The sequence below is a fragment of the Longimicrobium sp. genome (assembly GCF_036387355.1).
GTDB lineage: Bacteria > Gemmatimonadota > Gemmatimonadetes > Longimicrobiales > Longimicrobiaceae > Longimicrobium.
In genome coordinates, this window is record NZ_DASVTX010000506.1 from 1 (window position 1) to 21,067 (window position 21,067).

11 protein-coding genes and 1 tRNA gene are annotated in these 21,067 nt (G+C 68.0%); 11 read left to right on the forward strand and 1 reads right to left on the reverse strand.

Translation table 11 applies throughout. From position 1 onward, the window contains the following. Positions 1–115: 115 nt before the first annotated feature. The 5 genes from VF665_RS21995 (at position 116) to VF665_RS22015 (ending at position 4,175) form a co-directional block, all read left to right on the forward strand. Complete coding sequence (locus VF665_RS21995; RefSeq protein WP_331055623.1) at positions 116–526, forward strand: hypothetical protein; 411 nt, start codon at positions 116–118, stop codon at positions 524–526. A gap of 4 nt (positions 527–530) precedes the next feature. Next, the gene (locus VF665_RS22000) at positions 531–1,559 is read left to right on the forward strand and encodes a proline dehydrogenase family protein (RefSeq protein WP_331055624.1); all 1,029 of its coding nucleotides are present in this window, start codon (positions 531–533) and stop codon (positions 1,557–1,559) included. Positions 1,560–1,561: 2 nt separating this feature from the next. Continuing rightward, positions 1,562–3,391, forward strand: a complete 1,830-nt coding sequence (locus VF665_RS22005) for a M61 family metallopeptidase (protein WP_331055625.1) — start codon at positions 1,562–1,564, stop codon at positions 3,389–3,391. A 41-nt stretch (positions 3,392–3,432) separates the two neighbouring features. After that, positions 3,433–3,969 (forward strand): DinB family protein, encoded by a 537-nt coding sequence (locus tag VF665_RS22010; RefSeq protein WP_331055626.1) that lies wholly within the window; start codon positions 3,433–3,435, stop codon positions 3,967–3,969. Positions 3,970–4,101: 132 nt separating this feature from the next. Beyond that, positions 4,102–4,175: transfer RNA gene (locus VF665_RS22015), tRNA-Pro, on the forward strand. 202 nt (positions 4,176–4,377) lie between these two features. Here the strand turns inward: VF665_RS22015 and VF665_RS22020 are convergent. Next, positions 4,378–5,454 carry a hypothetical protein gene (locus VF665_RS22020; protein WP_331055627.1) on the reverse strand — a complete coding sequence of 359 codons (1,077 nt, stop codon included), beginning with the start codon at positions 5,452–5,454 and terminating at the stop codon, positions 4,378–4,380. 929 nt (positions 5,455–6,383) lie between these two features. Here VF665_RS22020 and dpdE point away from each other — a divergent pair. From dpdE to dpdJ, 6 genes are all read left to right on the forward strand, one after another. Next, the gene (gene dpdE / locus VF665_RS22025) at positions 6,384–9,647 is read left to right on the forward strand and encodes a protein DpdE (protein ID WP_331055628.1); all 3,264 of its coding nucleotides are present in this window, start codon (positions 6,384–6,386) and stop codon (positions 9,645–9,647) included. 29 nt (positions 9,648–9,676) lie between these two features. Further along, a complete protein-coding gene (gene dpdF, locus VF665_RS22030) occupies positions 9,677–12,214 on the forward strand; it encodes a protein DpdF (RefSeq protein WP_331055633.1) in 2,538 nt (845 codons plus the stop codon). After that, positions 12,211–13,107: a protein DpdG gene (gene dpdG / locus VF665_RS22035; protein WP_331055629.1), complete on the forward strand. Its 897-nt coding sequence runs from the start codon at positions 12,211–12,213 to the stop codon at positions 13,105–13,107. Before dpdF ends, dpdG begins: the two co-directional genes overlap by 4 nt. After that, on the forward strand, positions 13,104–16,133 hold the full coding sequence (gene dpdH / locus VF665_RS22040; RefSeq protein ID WP_331055630.1) for a protein DpdH: 3,030 nt from the start codon (positions 13,104–13,106) through the stop codon (positions 16,131–16,133). The genes dpdG and dpdH overlap by 4 nt, the downstream gene beginning before the upstream one ends. Then, positions 16,130–16,846, forward strand: a complete 717-nt coding sequence (locus VF665_RS22045) for a hypothetical protein (protein ID WP_331055631.1) — start codon at positions 16,130–16,132, stop codon at positions 16,844–16,846. Before dpdH ends, VF665_RS22045 begins: the two co-directional genes overlap by 4 nt. Continuing rightward, a partial coding sequence (dpdJ, locus tag VF665_RS22050; protein ID WP_331055632.1) for a protein DpdJ occupies positions 16,830–21,067 on the forward strand: 4,238 nt, incomplete at its 3' end. The genes VF665_RS22045 and dpdJ, both read left to right, overlap by 17 nt.

The following is a 21,067-nucleotide window of genomic DNA, read 5'->3' on the forward strand; positions in this document are numbered from 1 at the left end:
CACGCACTTCCCTCCAGCACTTCCCCCGCCGCGTGGTCCAACCCGTGCACCGCGTCCACCCGCCCGCGCGGCGCACCCTCGCGCGCCGCGGAGGCTCACCTTACTTTCCGCCCGCATGAAATACGCTGGCGCCGAAGACCGTCTGAACCCCATCGCCCCGCCGGACGCGGACGAGGGCACGCTGGGCGGCTACATGGCCATCTACGGCCGCGCCGCCGCCTTCGAGGGAATGGACGGCGACCCGTACACCGTGGGGCTGGAGACGGACGAAACCGGCGACGCGGACCGGCCGTTCGCCGGCTACCTCGTCTTTATCCGCTGGGCCCGCACCGGCACCGCCGTGATGGGCCACATGGAAACAGGCGATCTGGTGCACGGCGGCACCGAAGCCGAGGCCCGGGCCGGGCTGGAGGCCATGCCGCTGGCCACCGCCCGCGCCCTCCTGGACGAAACCATCGCACGCAAGCGCGCCGATGCGGACGGATTCCGCCCGCCGGCCCCCGATCCCGATCGCGAAGCCGATTGACATCATGATGAAATCCGGCCTGCTCCGCCTGAGCGAGAGCCCCACCGCCAAGCGCATCATCACCCGCGCCCCGCTGTCGCGCAGCTTTGCGCAGCGATTCGTGGCGGGCGACACGCTGCGGGAGGCGCTGGACGCCGCCCGCGCCCTGAACGACGCGGGGCTCACGGTGTCCCTGGACTATCTGGGCGAGTCGGTGGCCAGCCGCGAAGAAGCCGACGAGGCCGCGCGCATGGCCATCGAGATCCTCGAGGCGATCACCCACGAGGGGCTGGACGCCAACCTGTCCATCAAGCCCACGCAGCTGGGGCTGGACATCGACGAGGCGTTCTGCCGCGCCAACATCGAGCGCGTGCTGACCCGCGCCCGCGAGTTGGGCACCTCGCCGGGCGAAATCTTCGTCCGTCTGGACATGGAAAGCAGCGCCTACACCGAGCGCACCGTCGCCTTGGTGGAATCGCTGTGGGCCGATGGGTTCACCAACGTGGGCACCGTGCTGCAGACCATGTTGCGCCGCACTCCGGACGACGTGGCCCGGCTCACGGCGCTCGGCTCACGCATCCGCCTGGTGAAGGGCGCGTACCAGGAGCCGGAGACCGTCGCTTTTCCCGACAAGGCCGATACGGACCGCACGTACGTGGAGTGCATGGAGACCATGCTGGAATCGGGCACCTACCCCGCCCTGGCCACCCACGACGAGCAGATCATCGACGCGGCGCGGCGGTTCACCTGGGAGCGCGGCATCAGCAAGGACAGCTTCGAGTTCCAGATGCTGTACGGCGTGCGCCGCGACCTTCAGACGCGGCTTCAGGAAGAGGGCTACCGCGTCCGCGTCTACGTGCCCTTTGGCGACAGCTGGTACCCGTACCTGATGCGCCGGCTGGCGGAGCGCCCGGCCAACGTGCTGTTCATGGCCGGCAGCGTGGTCAAGGAGGCGCGGGCGGACGGCGCGGCCCTCAGCAAGCCGGCGATGGCGGTGGGCGCGGGCTTTCTGGCCGGGCTGGCCGCGGCGATCGCCTGGCGCAGGCGCCGCTGACCGTGGCGCGCATCCGCTACCGTGTGCGCATTCCCGAGCCGCACACGCACCTGGTCAGCGTGGAGATGGAGGCGCAGGGCGTCACCGGCCCGTCGCGGCTGGTGATGCCCTCGTGGACGCCGGGCTCGTACCTGATGCGCGAGTTTGCGCGCAACGTGATGCACATGGAGGCCGCCGACGGTTCGTGGCGGCCTCTCGCCGTCCGCAAGGCCGACCGCGGCTCGTGGGAGGTGGACGCGCCGGCGGACGGCACGCTGCGCGCTCGCTGGGTGCTGAACGCGGACGAGCTGACCGTCCGTACCAGCCACGTGGATTCCACCCACGCCGCGCTGAACGGCGCCAGCGTGTTCGCCTACCTGGAGGGGCGCACGTCGGAGCCGCTGGAGGTGGCGGTGGACGCGCCCGCGGGGTGGCGGATCACCACCGCGATGGAGTCCGCGGGGGAGAACGCGTTCACCGCGGCGGACTACGACGAGCTCGTGGATTCGCCGCTGGAGATCGGCACGCACCGGCTGCTGGAGTGGGAGGTGGACGGCGTCCCCCACCGCTACGCCATCTGGGGGCGCGGCAACGACGACCCCGCGCGGCTGGTGGCGGATACCACGCGCATCGTGCAGGCGGAGCGGGACCTGTGGGGCGGGCTGCCGTATCCGCACTTCACCTTCATTCTGCACCTCGCCAGCGGGCAGGGCGGGCTGGAGCACCGCAACAGCACCGCGCTGCTGGTGGACCGCTTCGCGTTCCGCGGAATGGCGTACGAGAGCGTCCTGGGCCTCGTGGCGCACGAGCTGTTTCACGCGTGGAACGGCAAGCGGCTGCGCCCCGCGGTGCTCGGCCCGTTCGACTACACGCGCGAGGCGTACACGCGCGAGCTGTGGGTGGTGGAAGGCTTTACCACCTACTACACGGATCTCATGCTGCGGCGCGCGGGGCTCATCACCCCGCAGCGCTACCTGGACAAGCTGGCGGAGACCATCACCCGCTACCAGCAGCAGCCCGGGCGCACCCTTCAGCCGCTGGAAGAATCCTCGTTCGATACGTGGATCAAATTCTACCGGCCGGACGCCAACTCGCCCAACGCGACGATCTCGTACTACCAGAAGGGCGCCCTGGTCGCGCTGCTGCTGGACATGTCGATCCGCGAGCACACCGGCAACGCGCGGTCGCTGGATAACGTGATGCGCCTGCTGTGGGAGCAGTGGGGCGCACGCGACGTGGGTTTTCCGGAAGGAGAGGTGCAGCGCACCCTTTCCGAGGTCGCGGGAACGGATCTGTCGCCGCTGCTGGAGACTTGGCTGCGCGGAACGGCGGAGCTGGACTACACCGGCCTGCTGCGCACGGCGGGGGTCATGCTGGCGCGCCCGGAGCCGTACGCGCCGCCCGCGGCCAGCGCCGCCGCGCCGCCGCCGCCTCTGCGCGAGGCGGACACGGGAATGCAGCTGCGGCCGGAGGGCGGCCGCTGGGTGGTATCCAATGTTCTCGCGGGCGGCGCGGCCTGGCGCGCGGGGGTGAACGCGGGGGACGAGCTGGTGGCGGTGAACGGCTTTCGGCTCGCCTCGCCGGATACGCTGCACCAGCGCATCCTGGAAGCGCCGGCGGGGAGCACGCTCCCGCTCACCGTGTTTCGCCGCGACGAACTGGTGACAGTGGCGCTGCCGGCCGTCGCGGGCCCGCCGCAGCGGCTCGTGCTGCGGCCCGTGAAGGACGCCACGCCGGCGCAGCAGGCCGTGTTTGCGGACTGGCTGCGGACCACGGTGCCGCCGGTGGCCCCGCTCGCGCGGCCGGCCGGAACAGGGCCGGAGCCGGTTTCAGACCCGCGCGGTACGGCGTGATCCACGGCCGCCGAACTCCCCCTTTCTCGGAGAAGACCGCGATGAAGGCATTTCGCTCTCTGCTGCTCGCTGCGCTGCTCGTGCTGTTCCCGGCCACGCGGGCCCACGCACAGGCGGCCCCGGCGGGCTTCCGAACGGAGTTTCTGCGGCAGTTCAACAACTCGATGCAGAAGTTCATCGAGTTGGCCGAGGCCATGCCCGAGGACCGCTACGCCTGGAGCCCCGGAGAGGGAGTGATGCCCGTGGCGCGAGTGTATGCGCACGTGGGCCACTACAACTACTACTATCCGGCGACGGCTCTGGGTGTGGCCGCGCCCGGCGGGCTGGACGCCGACAGCGTGGAGCAGCGGGCGGCAAAGGCGGAAGTGGTGGACCTGCTGCGCCGCTCCCGCGAGCACGTGCGCGCGGTCGTCGCGGGGATGAGCGACGACCAGCTCGCCACGACCACGCGCCTGTACGGGCGCGACGTGGCGCAGTGGGCGGTGCTCCTGCAGCTGCTGGCGCACATGAACGAGCACCTGGGCCAGTCCATCGCGTATGCGCGGATGAACGGCGTGGTCCCGCCCTGGTCGCAGTGACGCCGCCTGTGGCCGCGCAGCCCGCCGCGCCTTCTTTGTAGGATGTGCCCCCGCGGGGTTGACGGGGGTGGGCGGGAACGTTAGGTTTGCGCTCTCTCGTGAACGGCGCGCCGCGCACGGGAGCCGGGAGTTCGGGACGTGGCGCAGCCCGGTAGCGCACCTGAATGGGGTTCAGGGGGTCGCCGGTTCAAATCCGGCCGTCCCGACTATGTAAATTGAGGCCCAGCAACGGCTTACGTTGCTGGGCCTCAACGCATTTTTCGGAAAAACTGGTTCGATTGCGGGGCGTTTTCCTAGAGATTTCGGTGCGCGACTACTTTTAGGTGTGCTACCGCACAGGAAATATGGCGCAAAAACGCTGCTCCCGGCCTGGAAGTCATATCAGTCTCCACATTGGGCCATTCGATCTTACAAACCAAACCGATCTAGCCACTCTCGGACTGTAGGGCGACTGGACCGCCTTAGATCGAGGTATCGTCGCATGTCGCGACGAACAGTTGCTGCCCGCGCACGAACGAGTTCGTGCGCGCGATCTTGGTAGACTCGCTCTCTCGTTTCCGAGTTGAGATGGCCGGTGAGGCGATTGAGCACGCGCGAATCGCTTGTGAACTCCGGAGCCAAGTCGGTGGCCGTTCGTCGTATGCCGTAGAAACCACGTCCCGGTCGGTGCTCCACCCCCGCACGTGCTTCCAGCGCTCGGAACATCTTGCGAATAGCCGTCAGTCCGAGGTGCCGCTCTGTGCATTGTTCCACGGTCGCGCGACCGTTCTTCATACGGCCGGAGGGAAACAAATAGTAGTTGCTGATCGCTTGCTCTCGGTAGGTAGCTTCCGCGGCCACTAGATACCCTGACGTCAGGGCAGCATCCACCCGCTCACGAAGCTCTGGATGCAGGTCAACGGTTTCGCCCGGCTTCTTGATCCGCCCGTGCACAACAAATTGACCCATGCCGAACCCGCCGGCCGCGTCGAGCACCAGATCGCTCCGTCGGGCACGTAGCGCCTGTCCAATGCGCAACTCCGCGGCGAGATCCAGTAGAAGCGCGAGCCGGGGGTCTGCCTGCGGCAAGGCGCGGAACAGGGCTGCTGTTTCATGAATGCTGTACCGCGGGCGATTCACCGCAGGCCCAACGCCGGTCAGCGGATCCCACTCTTCCCTGAGGCGCCCCTTCCAGTTCTTTCGCGGCATCGCTGCTCGTTCAGGGATGAGACCTTCCTCGCGAAGCCAGTTTGCGATCGAGTACAGGACATCACACATATACTCCGCAGTGCGAATCCCGCGGCCATTAGCGCTCCTGCGAGCGAGAACACGAACGAGTAACTGAATTTTTCCAGGCGTTAACTCTGCCCAGAACAAGGTCCGACTGAGGATCTCGGCGCCGCGTTCCGCCAGTTTCCTGGATTCCTGTGCATGCTTGGTTTGTGCGGGGTACATCCCTGTAGAAGATGCGAATGCCAGTGCAATTCCCTCTTCGAGCGTAAGCAAAGCTTGCGGTCGTGCCGGTGATCGTGCCAGGCGTCGTTCACGATCCAAGCGGGTCGAGAGTTCCTCGGCCTGGCTGATTGCGACATTCCGATCGTTGTGTCCAAGACTGCGTTTCCGTGGTTTCCCGCCGCCGTCACTCCAAACCAGGTACAGGAATCCACCGGGTCGCCGTTCTTCTACTCTAACAGTTCTGCCATAGCAGCCAACTGAATGAGACCAGCCACGTCTCGCTGCTCGGGGCATCGCGACTCGATCCTGAGTAGTAAGCGGATTCATGGCGACAAGAAGTTGCCAGCAGCCTCTTCGTCGAGTAAAATTACAAGTGTATCTCCGTCAAATTAGCTCAAAATAGCTCAGGAGACAATACAGTCTCCGCCCGATACCGTCATTGGGCTCGGGCAGAATGAGTGTGCCTGTCGATGTGCTTCGAGAGGCGGTTCGTGCACGTGTGGCCGCTACATCACTTCGCGCAGTCGAAGCTGAAACCCGTGTTTCCTACACTTCCCTCCGCTGGTTTCTCACCGGCAGTGATCCGTATTCAGGCACTCTCACTAAACTCACATCGTGGTACTTCCGGGAAGTAGCCGGCAGCAACACCGCCGAGGCGCTATCAACCCTGCTGGCTGCCCTCCCGATGAAAACGCGTTCCGAAGCGGAGAAATCCATCAGAGCAGCAGTCGAACGGGCATTCGAGCAAGCTGGATGTCCGGTACCTACCTGGCTGACTACGCAGACGAGTACGGATGGGAAATAAGTGCTCATCCCGGAAAGTTGGCGCTCTGTACCGCTGACTCGTTGTGAACCGGCGTTCGTGCATCATTGATCGCGCCCTTTCGCCCGGACCTGGATCTACAAACGCATAGATCCTTTCTCCCGCCTGCAGAGACACTGCAACACAACGCCGCCACAAATCTCTCGAATATCCTCACATGGTTGTTGGCTCTCTCGTAACCACAGACGCAAACCAGTTCGGGATCGGGAAGGTTGTATCACTCGGCCGCGATCATGCTGTTCTCGAGTACTTTAAATCAGTCGCGCAACGCTCCCGGGTAGAGTTACCGTTGCGGAGCCTCCGACGGGTCCGCCTGTGGCCGCAGCACCGGTGCTATCTCCAGGTCGGTGAGGGAGAACGCTGGGTGGCGGGCCGCATCGGCCAGCAGGTGGACTCCACGTACGAGGTCCTGCTCCCAGACCGGGGCGCGCGGTACGTGCACGAGAGGGAGATCTACGTCCGCTGCGCCGCACGGCTAGCCGACCCGATGGATACGCTCGCAGCGTACGGGCACGAAACGGCGTTCTTCCATCTGCACCGAGCTGGATTCGTCCGATCCCTCCTGCGGCAGCGGGCAGCATCTCGCGGGCACACGGGACTGCTGTCGTCGAGAATCCGGATCCTCCCGCACCAGGTGGAGGTCGTCCGGCGCGTGCTGGAAGACCCCGTGCAGCGCTACCTGCTGGCCGACGAGGTGGGCTTGGGGAAGACGATCGAGGCGGGGATCGTTCTGCGGCAGTTCCTGCTCGACGAACCGCGTGGACAGGCGCTCGTCCTCGCGCCGCCTTTCCTGGTGGAGCAGTGGCGCGAGGAACTTGAAGACAAGTTCCGGATCAGCCACTTCGGAAGCCGCGTGCACCTGCTTGGCACCGACGCACTCGAACGCGTCGATACCGAGGCCAGCCACGGACTACTGATCATTGACGAGGCACATCACCTTGCCGCCTTGGCGGAGTCTGAGCACGAGGACGGACGCGCATCGTTCCAGCACCTGGCAGGCCTTGCCCACCGAACGGAACGCCTGCTCCTCCTTTCGGCGACCCCCGCGCTCAACCACGAGCGCGACTTCCTGTCGATGCTCCACCTGCTCGACCCAACGGTCTACCAACTGGGCGACGTCGAGTCGTTCCGGCAACGGATCCAGCAGCGCCAGGAGATCGGCCGCCTGCTCCTGCCGTTGACCGAAGGCGCGTCCGCGTTCGTGCTGAAGCGCACAGTGGAGCGGCTCCGCGCCGAGTTCCCTGACGACGCGGAACTCGGCGTCCTTATCCAGCGACTTCTGGATACTCTCTCGGCACCCAGTGCCGACGTGGAGGCGCGCGACGCTGGCGTGCGCGCCATCCGCGAGCACGTCGGCGAGATGTATCGGCTTCACCGCAGGATGCTGCGCAGCCGGAGAAGCACGGCGGCCGCTGGAACGCTGGGTGGCCGCCGCGACCCCGGCGTGTTCGGACAGGTGGTGATAGAACATGATCTGGACGACGGCGGCGAGGTGATCCATGGGCTTCTGGACGAGTGGCGGGTCGCGGCTCTCTCCGCGATCTCGGATGCCCCGGGCGATGTGAGGAACGAGGCGCGCGACCAGTTGGCCGGGATCTATCGCATCCTGTTCGAGTGCGCGGGTAGCTGGCCGGGAATGATGGCCGCGGCCGCGCGGGCACGGCTTGCTCGCCGCGCCCCGCAGGAAGTGGTCGCGGACGTGGGCGCGCACCCTGGGCGAGTACTGGGGGCGATCCCGTTCTTCCCCGGCGAGGAGGCGATCCTCGGCGCCATGGTCGAACGCGCCGCCGCCAGTGTGGGACCGGATGACCGGATCGGGTTGCTGGAGCAACTGCTCGCGCCATCCGCTCGCGCCACGCACCGTGAAAAGATCGTGGTGTTCACCAGCTTCCCCCGAGTCTGCCGGGAAATCGTTCGCCGGCTGGCGAAGCGGTTTGGCCAGATGTCGGTGGCGGGATATCACGGCGAGATGACGAGGGCCGAGGTCGAGGCCGAGGTTCGGCGCTTCCGCGATTCCGCGCAGTGCTATGTGCTCGTGTGCGACCGGTCCGGCGAGGAAGGCCGCAACCTACAGATGGCGGAATGGCTGATCCATTTCGACCTGCCGCTGGCGCCCAACCGCATCGAGCAGCGGATCGGCCGCCTAGACCGGATCGGGCGAGGCCGGGCGGTGCGTACGCGGGTCCTCCTGGGTCCCGACGTGGAGCCGTCGGCATTCGAAGCCTGGTACCAACTCCTGCACGATGGATTTGGGATCTTCAACGGCTCGATCGCCAGCCTCCAGTTCTTCGTCGACGCGCGCATGCCGTCGATCCTGGAGTCGCTCTTCGAAGGCGGGCCGGGCGCGCTGACCGCTGAACTAGCGGGGGCGTTGCGGGCGGAAATCGCGCAAGAGCAGGTAAGGCTCGACGAACAGAGCGTGCTCGACGAGATCGACACCCGAGAGCCGGGTATCTCATCGCTCGACACGTCCATCGGAGCGCTGGAAGCCGGATGGGAGCGTTTGCGTGAGGAGATGGAGGATTGGATCTGCGGGGCGTTGCATTTCCAGCCGCGGCGCGTGGGCGGAGCGACGCAATACATCGCTGTGCGTGAACGAACGCTGATGTCTCACGACTTCCTGCTCCGCGGGTTTCTCCCGTTCGCCCACCAGCGTGGCACCTTCTATCGCGAGGCGGCGCGTGACGACATCGAGCTGTACCGCGCCGGCCATCCGTTCGTGGACCTGTTCGGCCGCGCCGTTCACGCCGACGACCGTGGACAGGCATTCGCCATCTGGCGCACGCAGCCCGGCTGGCCGCGCGAGCCCGGGGCCGAGTGGGCGGGCTTCCGCTTCGACTACGCCTTGCAGACGGACCTCACCCCCGCGCGCGAGGTGCTGAATAAGCATGGGGTGCCCGTGTCCGGCCTTCGATCTCTGCTCCGCCGGGCGGATGCGTTCTTCCCTCCCTCCATGGAAGTCGTTTTCACAGACCTGCACGGCGGAGAGGTCACCGACGCGGCCCTCCTGCAGGTGCTGTCCAGGCCATTCCGCAGAGTACGGGAAGGCGGGACCGACACGAACCTGACCAAGCACCGGCTGGCCGTGCTCCAGCACCTGGTTGACCGCGATGCCTGGGCAGGGGTGTGCGGCGCCGCCAGGACTGCTTCCGAGCGGTCGCTCCGCGAGCGGCCCGAATTCGCCGAGGAGTGCGGCCGGCTGGCGTCGGCCGCGGCACGCGAACTGGCCGCGCGGGTCCGCGTTCTCGAGCGCCGGTTTCAGCGTGGCGAGGGCGACCGCGCAGGCACCGGCCGCGAACTGGCCCTCGAGCGGGAGCTGGCTGAGGCACTCCGTAAGGGGATCGGCCGACCGGAACTGAGACTCGACGCTGTGGGGTTCATCGTGGTCTCCGGGCGCGGGCCGCACGAGGAGGACGCCTGACGCACGATGCTTTCGCCCGCTTGGGCGCGGTGCTGCGCGGCGATGTCTCGCCCGAGCAGCTTTCACGTGAGGCGCTTGCCGCTCCCCAGCGCCGCTTGGCGGACGCGCTGGCCGGCCGTGGTCCGGTTGCCGCAGGGCCGGCCGACCGGGCCGTGCTCCTCCGTCACGTGCTGCGCGCCCACGACGAGTCACTGGGTGCCAACCTCGGCGACGCGGTAACCGTCGCTCCCATCTGGGGTCTTCCGGATACCGCCGCGCTGCGCGAATTCGGGTTCGGCGCGCACGAGGAGGTGGACGGCACGATCCGGCTTCGGGCGCACCGCTGGCGCCCGGAGTGGCTCTCCAATTCCACCCGCCACTCCGTAGATGAGGATGCGTTCGCGCTGGCACCGCGACGTGGATTCCACCCGGTGGCGAGCGACCCCTGCCTGCAGCTTGCCGGGCGCGCCGCATACCTATGCTCAGGCCAGCGCGAGGCCGTCCGTGCGGTGCTCACCGCGCCCCCTGGCGCCACGCTCGTAATCAACCTGCCAACCGGCGGCGGAAAGAGCCTGTGCGCCCACCTTCCCGCACTCCTGGGCGCAGAGCAGGGAAAGCTCACGATCGTGGTGGTTCCCACCGTGGCCTTGGCACTGGACCAGGCGCGCAGCCTGGCCGACCTCGTTCCGTATCCGTGTGCGTACGCGGGTGGGCGCGACGACGCCTCAAGGGAGCGGAACCGCGCGATCCGCCGCAGGATCGCGGATGGCACGCAGGGGATCGTGTTCGCCGCGCCGGAAAGCGTCTGCGGCTCACTCTCGGCACTGCTGACCGACACCGTGCGCCGGGGAGCACTGCACGCGCTGGTCGTCGACGAAGCCCACCTCGTGGACCAATGGGGTGACGAGTTCCGCACGGCCTTTCAGGAGGTCGCGGCGCTCCGACAAGTACTGCTGGAGGCCTCCCCGCCGGATGAGCGCTTCCGCACCCTTCTCCTGAGTGCCACGCTCACCGCGCCGGCGCTGTCGACGCTCCACGCGCTATTCAACGCTCCAGGACCGTTCGAGGTCGTCTCAGCGGCACAACTCCGCCCCGAGCCCTCCTTCTGGTTTTCGCGCGCCCCGGACGGTGAGAGCAAGCGTAGGCGCATACTTGAGGCGCTGCGCCACCTTCCCCGGCCGCTCATCCTCTACACGTCGCGCCGCGACGACACGCGAGAATGGGCCGAGTTGCTGCGTGCGGAGGGGTATCGCCGCCTGGGAACGATCACCGGGGAAACGCGGTCGGAGGAGCGAGCACGCGTGGTGGAGCGCTGGGCTCGCGACGAGATCGACCTCGTGGTGGCGACCTCGGCGTTTGGGATGGGCGTCGACAAGGCCGACGTGAGGGCGGTCGTGCACGCCTGCGTGCCCGAAAGCGTGGACCGCTTCTACCAGGAGGTGGGCCGCGGCGGGCGGGACGGTGCGGCGTGCGTGGCGCTGACCGTCTACGACGCCGGCGATCTCGCGCTGGCGAGGCGGATGGGGAGGCGCAGGATCATCGGCCCGGGCCGCGGCAGCGAGCGCTGGGAGCGCATTTTCGAATCGAAGGTGCCGGCCGGCCCGGGAACGGTCCGGGTGTCGCTGGACGCGTTCCCCAGTTACCGGGTGGAAGACATCGACATGCGCGGCGCCTGGAACCGCGTGTGGAACCTGCGCACGCTCATCCTGCTTCAGCGCGCTGGCGTCCTTGAGATGCTCCCCGACCCGCCACCGCGACCCGACCCGGAGCGTGAGACCGAGGATATCGACGCGGCGTACGAGCGCGCACTGGCGGATTGGCGAGCGCACCGCCGGATCCGCATCCACCGTGACGACCACCTGCTTCCCGAGCACTGGGCCGCGCGCGTGGAACCGGTGCGGCGCCGGAGTACTCGCGCCGACTGGAGGAGCGTGACGCTCATGGACGAGGCGTTGCGCGGGACGCGCTGTCTCTCCGCGATCTTCTCCGAGCTCTACCGGATCGGGCCGGGCGAGATCTACCCAGGATCGCGCGCCGTTCCGGTGGCGGAGGCGTGCGGGGGATGCCCGGCTTGCCGCGCCGCAGAGCGCGCGCCGTTCTGCGCGCCCATGCCGGTGCCGCGCTTCCCGTGGCTGGGCGCCCGCGCAGCCAGCGCGGCTGTGCAGGAGTTGGTCGACGCGCCGGGTAGCGTCGTGCTGTACCCCGCGAACCGCGCAGTCACCGAAACGCGCAGGCACCGGCGCGAATTGCTGCAGTGGCTCGTCTCCGGAGGGGTACGGAACGTGGTCGCTCCGGAGGCTTTTAGCGACGAACTCAGGGACTTGGGGCGTGCACCGGGGAGCTTCACCTTCTTCTCCGCGTTGGAAGAAGCTCAACCCATTCTCCTTGCCCGAGTGCCGAGCGTGGTCGTGTTTCCACCAGGAGAACCCGTGCGCGGCGGTTTCCTCCCCACCGGCGGGGGCCCCCCGCGCGTGGTGCTGGTCCCCGACGATGCGCGCGACCCGGCCAAGCCCCACTGCCTGCTGCGCGACACTCTGCGCACCCGCAACTACACGATGGACGAGCTGAGAGTGAAGGTGGGACTGTGAGTGTTTTCAGTAATGCCGAGGCAACGCCGAGCCGCGTGGTGGGGGTGTACCGGTACCTGTTGCGCGCCCGCGGACAGCGCGAATCGAAGGACACGTTGGAACGCCTGATGATGCCCGAGCCGCTGCTGAAGAAGGAAGAGCAGGACCGGCACCCGCGCTCCATGGTCCGCTTCGCCCTGCTGGAAGGTGTCGAGATGCGGCTCTTCCAGTTGCACGATGACGAGTACGCCGTCCATCCGGACCTGCTCGCACCCGCCCGGACGTCCGGCTCCGCCGAAGCGCGGCTCGGGCTCACGTTCAGCGACCTGATCCTGACTTCGGAGAACTCTCGCAACCAGGATCTTGCCATCGTGCTGTCCTGGTACCTCTCGCAGGATGTCGGGAGCGCGCCAGGCGACTGGACCAGCGTAGAAAGGCAGGTGGTCGCAGATACGGGAGAGAAGCTCGGGCTCAACGACGCTTCGTTCGGCCAGGTTCGCGACTGGAGCCGGGCGGTGGGCCTGGCTTGGGCGCACGACAACCCTGCCGCCACCTCGAGACTGTGGCTGGTTCCCGACCCCACGGCGCAAATCCGCTGGCGGCTCCCCGAGATCTTCGGATCGGTCGGAGCCCGGATTCGCATCCAGGACTTCGTCGCCGCGCTGGGCCGGCTGTGTCCGGTGCTGGAGACCGGTGTGTTCCGCGAGCAGATGGAGGCCCGCCTGGGAGTCGTGCGCGGAACGCGGCTTTCCACCACCACCGCCTTCGCGCTCCTGCGGCTTCAGGACGAGGGGGTTCTGGAGCTCACCCTGAGGTCCGATGCCGACGCCATGATCCTTCCCGACGGCAGTGAAGACGTGCGCATATCAGAGATCGCCTGGAAGGCCGCTCCCGGCACGGAGGCCCTCGCATGACGACCACCTTTCAGAGGTACGTCTGCTGGGAGCCAGCGTACGTCGGCAACGTGATGGAAACCGAGGCGCTGCAGACGCCCGATCACGTGTTCCTGGCCACGCACCACCCAATCCGCATGCACCGCGCGGACCTGGGCACCGCGTCGTCGCAGGTCGCGTACACCGAGCAGCAATTCCTGGCCGACTTCCTGGCCCCACGCGATTTCAACTTCGTGGCGGTGCTAGGTGGGGCCGGGACCGGCAAATCGCACCTGGTCCGCTGGCTGGCGGGGAACGTCCCGCAGACGGAACGCCGTCGCGTAATCCTGATTCCCAAGGTGGGCACCAACCTCAAGGAGGTGATCCGCCGGGTGCTGGAGGGGCTGGAGGGACCCCAGTTCGACGACTACCGGACACGGCTGAACCGCGCCACCGGCTCTCTTTCGGAGCAGGAAGCACGCGTGCGTCTGCTCGATAACCTGGCGATCGCGGTCGGGCCGGTTCGCTACCCGGACTGGAATGGCCTGACCGAGGAGCAAAAGTACCTCGTTGAGCATCTGCCCAACCTGTTGGGTGACCCGGTCGTGCGGCGGGAACTGCTGCGTGACCACGGAATCATGCACCGCCTGGTGGTGCATATCCTGGGCGAGTCGGCGCGGGTCGAACGTCTGGAGGAGCGACGCGCCATCAGTGTGGACGACCTGCGGATGGACATCCGCGACCTGAAAGATGCGAGCAAGGGCGCACGCGAGGTGTTCCAGTTGCTGCTCTCCGACGAGGAGATGCAGCGCCACGCGGTCGAGTGGATGAACCAGCACCTTGACGACGCGATCGCGCACGTGCTGCAGTTCAGTGGCGAGGACCTGCTGCGTCTGATGCTGGATGTGCGCGAGGCGCTGGGCGCGCGGGAGACCGAACTGGTGGTGTTGATCGAGGACTTCGCCAAGCTGCAGGGGATCGACCAGCAACTCCTGGAAGCGCTGCTGGTGGAGCGCAACCAGCCCGGCCGCGGCACGCTCTGCCCGTTGCGCACGGCGCTCGCGGTTACGTCCGGCTACTTCGACAAGCTCCCCGAGACCGTGCGCGAGCGCATCCGGTTCCGGGTGAAGATGGACGCGAGCGATGAGGGCGGCGGTGGCCTGTTCACTCCGGAGGACGTCGAGGCGTTCGCCGCCCGCTATCTTAACGCGGTCCGCGCCGGCGACGAGCCGCTCCGCGCTTGGCAGGCCGACGGCGCCCACGCGGATGCGGTGCCGAACGCATGCGACGAATGCCCGTTCCGCCACACCTGTCACGCCGGGTTCGGCGCGCGCGACGGGATCGGACTGTACCCGTTCAACGCCACGGCGCTGCACGGGATGTTGCGCAAGGCCAGCCCCGAAGGGTTCAACCCGCGGCGGCTGCTGAACCGCGTGCTGAAGATCACGCTTGCCGACCACGCGGAAGACCTGCGGGACGGCGAATTCCCGTCTCCGGCGCTCCTGGCGCGAATGGGAGGATCGACGCTGCCGGCCCTTGTCAGCAGTCAGCTCCGTCAACTCGACCCGATCGGCCACGGGCGGCGCGAGGCTCTGCTGGAGTTCTGGTCGGGCGCGCGCACTATCGTCGACCTCGATCCCGCGATCCACGGGGCGTTCGACCTCCCTCCGCTCGACGGGCGTGCTCCCGCGCCCGTGTCGCGGCCGGTTACACCTACCCCGGTGCCGGAGCGAACGCAGCCCCCCACTGAAAAAATTCCGCAGTCGCTGGCCGAGAGCATCACCTTGCTGGATGCGTGGGCCCGGGGCGACGCATTCCCGCAGCGCTTGGGCAACGACCTGCGAAAGCCGCTCTTCGAGGCGATCTCCGCACGGATTGACTGGGACGCCGAACTGCTGCTCCGCGGAGCCTTCCAGGGGGCGGGCGGCAAGCCGTTCCAGCCCCGGAGCATCAATTTCCTGCGAGGGACGCAGGCGGGGAGCGCGACCGTACAGCTCGTGCTTCCGCTGGCGGGGAGTCCGATCACGCAGACAGCGATCGCCCTCCAGGGCATGCTCCTTTACGAGCATCACGGCCACTGGAAGTTCCCGAGTGGCGGCCGCTACCTGCGCGCCTACGCCCGCGAGCTGGACCGCTGGAGCGAAGCCGTGCTCGTCCAGCTTCGGCGGCCGCGTACGTCGGGTGAAGCGTGGGATCCGGTTCCTGCGGCGGCGGAACTCCTCGCCATCGGGGCACGCATGGCCGGGCGCCCCCAGGCCAGCGCCGACTCGATGCACGAACAGGTGAGCGCCCTTTTTGAGGACTGGTCCACCGTAGACACCTCGTCCCGCTCCCCCGCCTGGAAGACACTGTTCGACACCTTCCGCCGGCACCGGGGCACGCTGGTCGAGATCGTCCGCGCGCGCACCGCCTGCACCAAGGGCGGCTCGACGGACGTGAAGGTCATCGACGTGGTGCAGCTTGTCCCTGTGCTCCAGCAGGTGCGGCGCACCTGGGAGCCGCGCGAAGAAATCCCCACCGACATCCGGAGCGAATACGCCGCGGTCCGCGAGGTGCGCGCCCGCATGGACGACCTGCTGAAGCAGGCCATCGTGGGCGAGCGGCAGCGCTACCTCGAGTGGTTCGGCCGTGTGGCCGGCGAGATGGGCGACCCGCCGCAGCGCAAGCCGGCGATCGAGGCTGCGCGTATGGCGCTGCAGACGGCCATCGAGTCCGGCGCGCCGCTGGGGATACCGCGCGCAGAGTACGACGAGTGTGTCGGCAGCCTGGAGCGGATGGTGAGCTTCGACTGGGCGGTCGCCGCAGCCGCCCGCGTGCGCGACGAAAGGGAGTTCGGCGCGCTCCTCGCCGAGCTGGGCCGCCGCTTCGACGAGCCGATGCAAACCTCTGAGCGCTTCCTGAACCTGACGGGAGTGGCGCTCGACAATGCTCGTAGCCGCCTGTCCGAGAGCGTCCGGGAGCTGCGCGGGCGCGGGGGCGGCGAGCTGGAGCACGTGCAGGAGTCACTGTCGCACGGGCTGGACCGCCTGTGCGGCCTGCTGAGCGAACTGGCCGCGGAGGGCGCATGATCACACAGAAGGCCGCCGCGGTGATCGAGCTCGCGGCGCAAAAGAAGCAGGCCCGGGACGTGGCTGATCGGTTCGACGGCTTCAGCTCGCGCGCGCGGCAGGTGCAGGACGAGGTAACGCGCCTGGAGCCGCTGGTGGCGACCTGGCGCGTGCTGCGGGCGCACGGCATTCCGGTGCAAAGCCCCGCCGCCCGCGTTCAGGCGGCCCTCGCGCGCGTGGATGAGGCTCGGTCGCAGTATCGCGCCGATCCGCTGTCGGTCCTGGGGAACTGGTACCGCCCGGCGAGCGACGCGCTGCAGGCCGTCTGCCGAGACGTGGACGCCGAGCTCAGGAGCGCATGGCGCCGGTACGTGGCGGGCCGCATCCCCAGCGTGAACGCTGACCTGCTCGACGTACTGCAGCAGGTACCCACGTTCCGCCATCCGGTGGAGGTCATCCGCCAACGTCTGCGGGAACTGCGTGACCAGCAGGAGCAACTCCCGGCCAGCGCCGCGACGCTGGAGGCCGTGGACCGACGCGTCAGCGAGATCGACGCGGCGTGGCACAAGCTCACAAGTGACGAGGTGCCCTCGGCCGTGATCGAGTTCCTGCGCCAGGCCGGGGTGGGTGGCGCGCCGCTCTCGCTGCTCACGGATGAGGTCCGCGACTGGCTGGTGTCGCGGCGGATCGATACCTCGTTCCGTATCCGCCTGGGAGATGAGCGTGGCTACTGACGCCAACGCGCGCGAGCGGAGGGTGCGCGACTTCCTCGACCGGCTGGAACTGGCCGAGGCGCGCCTGCTCACCTGGGGAGTGGTGGACGGCGCCTTCACCCGCGAGGAACTCGACGAACACGAGTACGCGTTCCTGTCCGGACTGAGCGAAGCGGTACCCCAGGGAGAGCTGGTGAACGACCTGCTCGACCGGCGGCTCCTTTTCGAAGTCGGCGGGGTGTTCCGTACGCGCATGGCCGAGTCAGTCCGGTTGTTCGCGCGGCTGCGCCAGCTCTTTCCCGACCGCGACTGGCAGGTGGCGCCCACGCTTGTGGCCGACTACCGCTTCATGGTGCGCCCGCGCCTGTATCCCCGCCGGCACATTCCGCCGGATGCAGTAGCCGACGGGCTCGGTGCGGAACTTGGCACGCTCTCCACTCTGCAGCGCGAGGCGCTCGGCGCCATGCTCGGGGCCGGAACCCCGGGCAAGTTGGAGCTCGCGGAATTCCAGCTCGAGGCGACCGCGCGGATGCTGGCCGACCTGGGGACTGGCCAGAGCCGCGGAATGATCGTCACCGTGGGCACGGGGAGCGGGAAGACGCTCGCCTTCTACCTCCCCGCGCTCACCCGCGTCGCATCGCAGGTTGAGCGACGGCAGGCGTGGACGCAGGCCATCGCGCTTTACCCGCGCAACGAACTGCTGAAAGACCAGTTCACCGAAACATACCGCACCGCGCGGCGGCTCGATGCTGCGCTGAAGGCCGCCGGAAAGCCAAAGATCCGGATCGGCGCGTTCTTCGGCCTCACCCCGTCGTCCACGTACGACGACGCCGTGAAGCGGGCCGGGTGGATCCCTCAAGGGCGTGACTACATCTGTCCCTTTCTGCGCTGTCCCGTGTGCGACGGCGCCCTCGGCTGGTACGAAGGAGACATGCGCAAAGGCATCGAGCGCCTCCAGTGTACCGAGCGCCGCTGCTCGGGCGCGGTGGAAGCGGACGAGGTGCCGCTCACGCGCAAGTCGATGGAGAAGACGCCACCGGACCTGCTCTTCACCACCACGGAGATGCTCAACCGGCTGCTGGGCGACTCGCAGTACGGCAAGCTCGTGGGCATGGGCGCAGCGCGAACTCCCGAGATGGTACTGCTCGACGAGGTGCATACGTACGGCGGCGTGCACGGCGCACAGGTAGCCATGCTCCTGCGCCGCTGGCACCACGCCGTGGGGCGGCCGCCCGTCCAGTTCACCGGGCTGTCCGCAACCCTGCGCCACGCACCCGCGTTCTTCGCCTCGCTCACCGGGCTGGGCGAGCACCAGGTGGTCGAGATCGCTCCGCGCGAGGAGGACATGGTGCAGGAGGGAATGGAGTATCAGCTCCTCCTTCGCGGCGACCCGGTCTCGGCCACCAGCCTGCTCTCCACCAGCATTCAGGCCGCCATGCTCCTGCGCCGCGTGCTGGACGTGCACGGTGCCCGTCGGACCGGAGGGCTGTACGGAGAACGGCTCTTCGTCTTTACTGACGATCTTGACGTCACCAACCGGCTCTACCATTCGCTGCTGGACGCAGAGGGGCTGGACGAGGGGGGCCGCCGCAAGCCCAAACGCGTTCCGCTCGCCGCGCTGCGTGAGTCCACCGGGACCGACGGGGCGCAGCGCCTGCCGGCCGGGCAGTCGTGGAAGGTGCCCGAGCAGATCGGCCACACGCTGCGCGAGCCGCTCCGGGTGGAGCGCACCAGCTCGCAGGACCCCGGCGTGGAGCGCGACGCCGACATCATCGTCACCACCCCCTCGCTGGAGGTGGGGTACAGCGACCCCGCCGTGGGCGCGGTGATGCAGCACAAGGCGCCGCGCGACATAGCCTCGTTTCTGCAGCGGAAGGGGCGAGCCGGCCGCGTGCGCGCCATGCGTCCCTGGACGGTGGTGGTGCTGTCGGACTACGGGCGCGACCGCATCGCCTACCAGGGATACGAACTGCTGTTCAACCCCGTGCTGGAGCCGCACACCCTGCCAGTTCGCAACCGCTACGTGCTGCGTATCCAGGCGGCGTTCGCGTTCATGGACTGGATGGCCGGCAAGCTCCCGGCCGGCCTTCCGCCCGGAAGCCTCTGGCGCGACTTCGCCACCCCGCAGCGGCCAGACGATTCTCTCGACAAGAACCGCATCCCCCGGCATCAACATGAAAAGGAAATCCTGGGGCTGCTGATGGGCAGCGTGGAGCCGGCGCTCGAGGCGGAGTTGCTGGATTATGTCGCCGGCGCGTTGCGGATTCCACGCGAGGAGGCGGAGGCGCTGTTCTGGGAACCACCGCGCGCCCTGATGACGGCGGTGCTCCCGACCCTTCTCCGCCGGCTGGAGGCGAACTGGGGCGCGGTTGGAGATGGGAGTGCCCGGCAGACGGACGCGTACGTGCGCGACCACCCACTGCCCGAGTTCGTCCCCAAGAGCCTGTTCAGCGACCTGAACCTCCCGGAAGTCACCGTCGTCATTCCGGGCCGGCGCAAAAGTGATTCGCCGTCGGACCAGACAATGCCTGTGATCCAGGCGATCCGCGAGTTCGCGCCCGGCCGCGCTACCCGCCGCTTCGCCGTGCAGGACGCCGACATCAGCCACTGGATCGCGCCCACGCGTCTGGACACGCGCGAGCAGGATCTCCCCTTTCAAGACTTCTGTACCGAGTTCGAGGACCTGGGGGAGGTCCAGGCCGAGGGACCGGACGGCGCGGTGCAGACGCTCCGCTGTATCCGCCCCTGGAAGCTGCGCACCACCAACGTTCCGAAGAACGTCGCCTCCACTTCCAACGCGTTCCCCGAATGGCGGAGCCAGCTGGCGCCCGCCGACGAGGGCGTGGTGGCTGAAGTTCCGCGGACCCCGCTCTGGAGCGGGCTGGTGCACGAGATCGCGTTCTTCACGCAGGTGCACAACTCCGCGGTGCGCGTCCGCCGCTTCTCGCTGGGCTCCAGCGCCACGGTCAAGCTACGCGCCGGCACGTCGCACGACACGGCCGTCCGCTTCACGGACGGCGAGACGGGGCTGCCCGCCGCGGTCGGCTTCTCGCAGGAGGTGGACGGAATCCGCTTCCGCGTTCGCCTGCCGTCCGGCTGGCGCGTGGCGCCGGACGCGAGCCCGGCCGAGACCGTGCGAGCGTTCCGGACGGCATACTTCCGCCACCGCGTGATGACCGATTCCGTGCTAGGCCAGCACGCGAATTCGTTCCAGCGCGAGTGGCTGGCCCAGATCTACCTCTCCGCGCTCACGGCCACGGCGGCCAAAAACAACCTCCACCTGTCCGAAGCGCAGGGACTCGTCGTCAGCAAGGGTTTGGGCCGCGCGGCGGAGCGCGTTCTGAAGGTGATCTTTCGCTCTCTGGATGTCGAGGAGTTCCCCGCTGACGACGATGCAGCGGAGGCCGAGGGAGAGGAGGAAGCGCCGGAGTCGGCGCGAGACCGCAAGCGGCAGCGCGTGGAAAAGGAGCTCGCCGCGCTTTTCACCCGACCCGACGTGGGTCAGGCGCTGGCGGATAACGCCGCGGTGCTCTGGAACGCGCCGGACGAGGGATGGGACGCGTGGGCACGCGAGCGCTTGCTGTCCACCATCGGCGCGGCGTTCCTGGAGGGGTGCCGCCAGCTGTATCCGGAAGCGGCGGCGGGAGACCTGTACCTGGATCTGGGCTCCGGACCGCCCGCTCCGGGAACCGAGGTGCCCGTTGGCGACCTCCACGAGATCTGGATCACGGAAACCACCGGCGGCGGAGGCGGCGTGGTGGAGGAACTGCTTCGGCGCTACGCGTCCGATCCCCGACGCTTCTTTCACTTGGTGGAGGGTGCCCTGGCGCCCTCGGATTTCGAGTTGATCGACTCGGAACTCACGCGCCTGCTGGACTGGACCGGGACGGACGCCGGCGTACGTGACGCCCTCGGGTCCGTCCGCCAGGCCCAGGGGCACCAGAACCTGCTCGACGCGGTGCACCTCCTGCGCGATACGCTGTCGGAGCGCGGGCTGATGGTCACACACGCGGTCATGAGCGGCATCACGGCCCGTGTGCTCCGGCCGGCCTCGTCGTCGGACACCGACAGCCGCCTGCGCGACTTGGTGCGCGAGTGGCACCACCTGGAGCAAGTCCTCGGCATCGACATCGACGCACGCGTCTTCGCCTACGTTGCGAGCCTGGACGCGGCCGGGATGACGCACCTCCCCCACATCCCCGCCGCGCAGGCGAGTGACCAAACGTGGCGATTTCAGGTGTT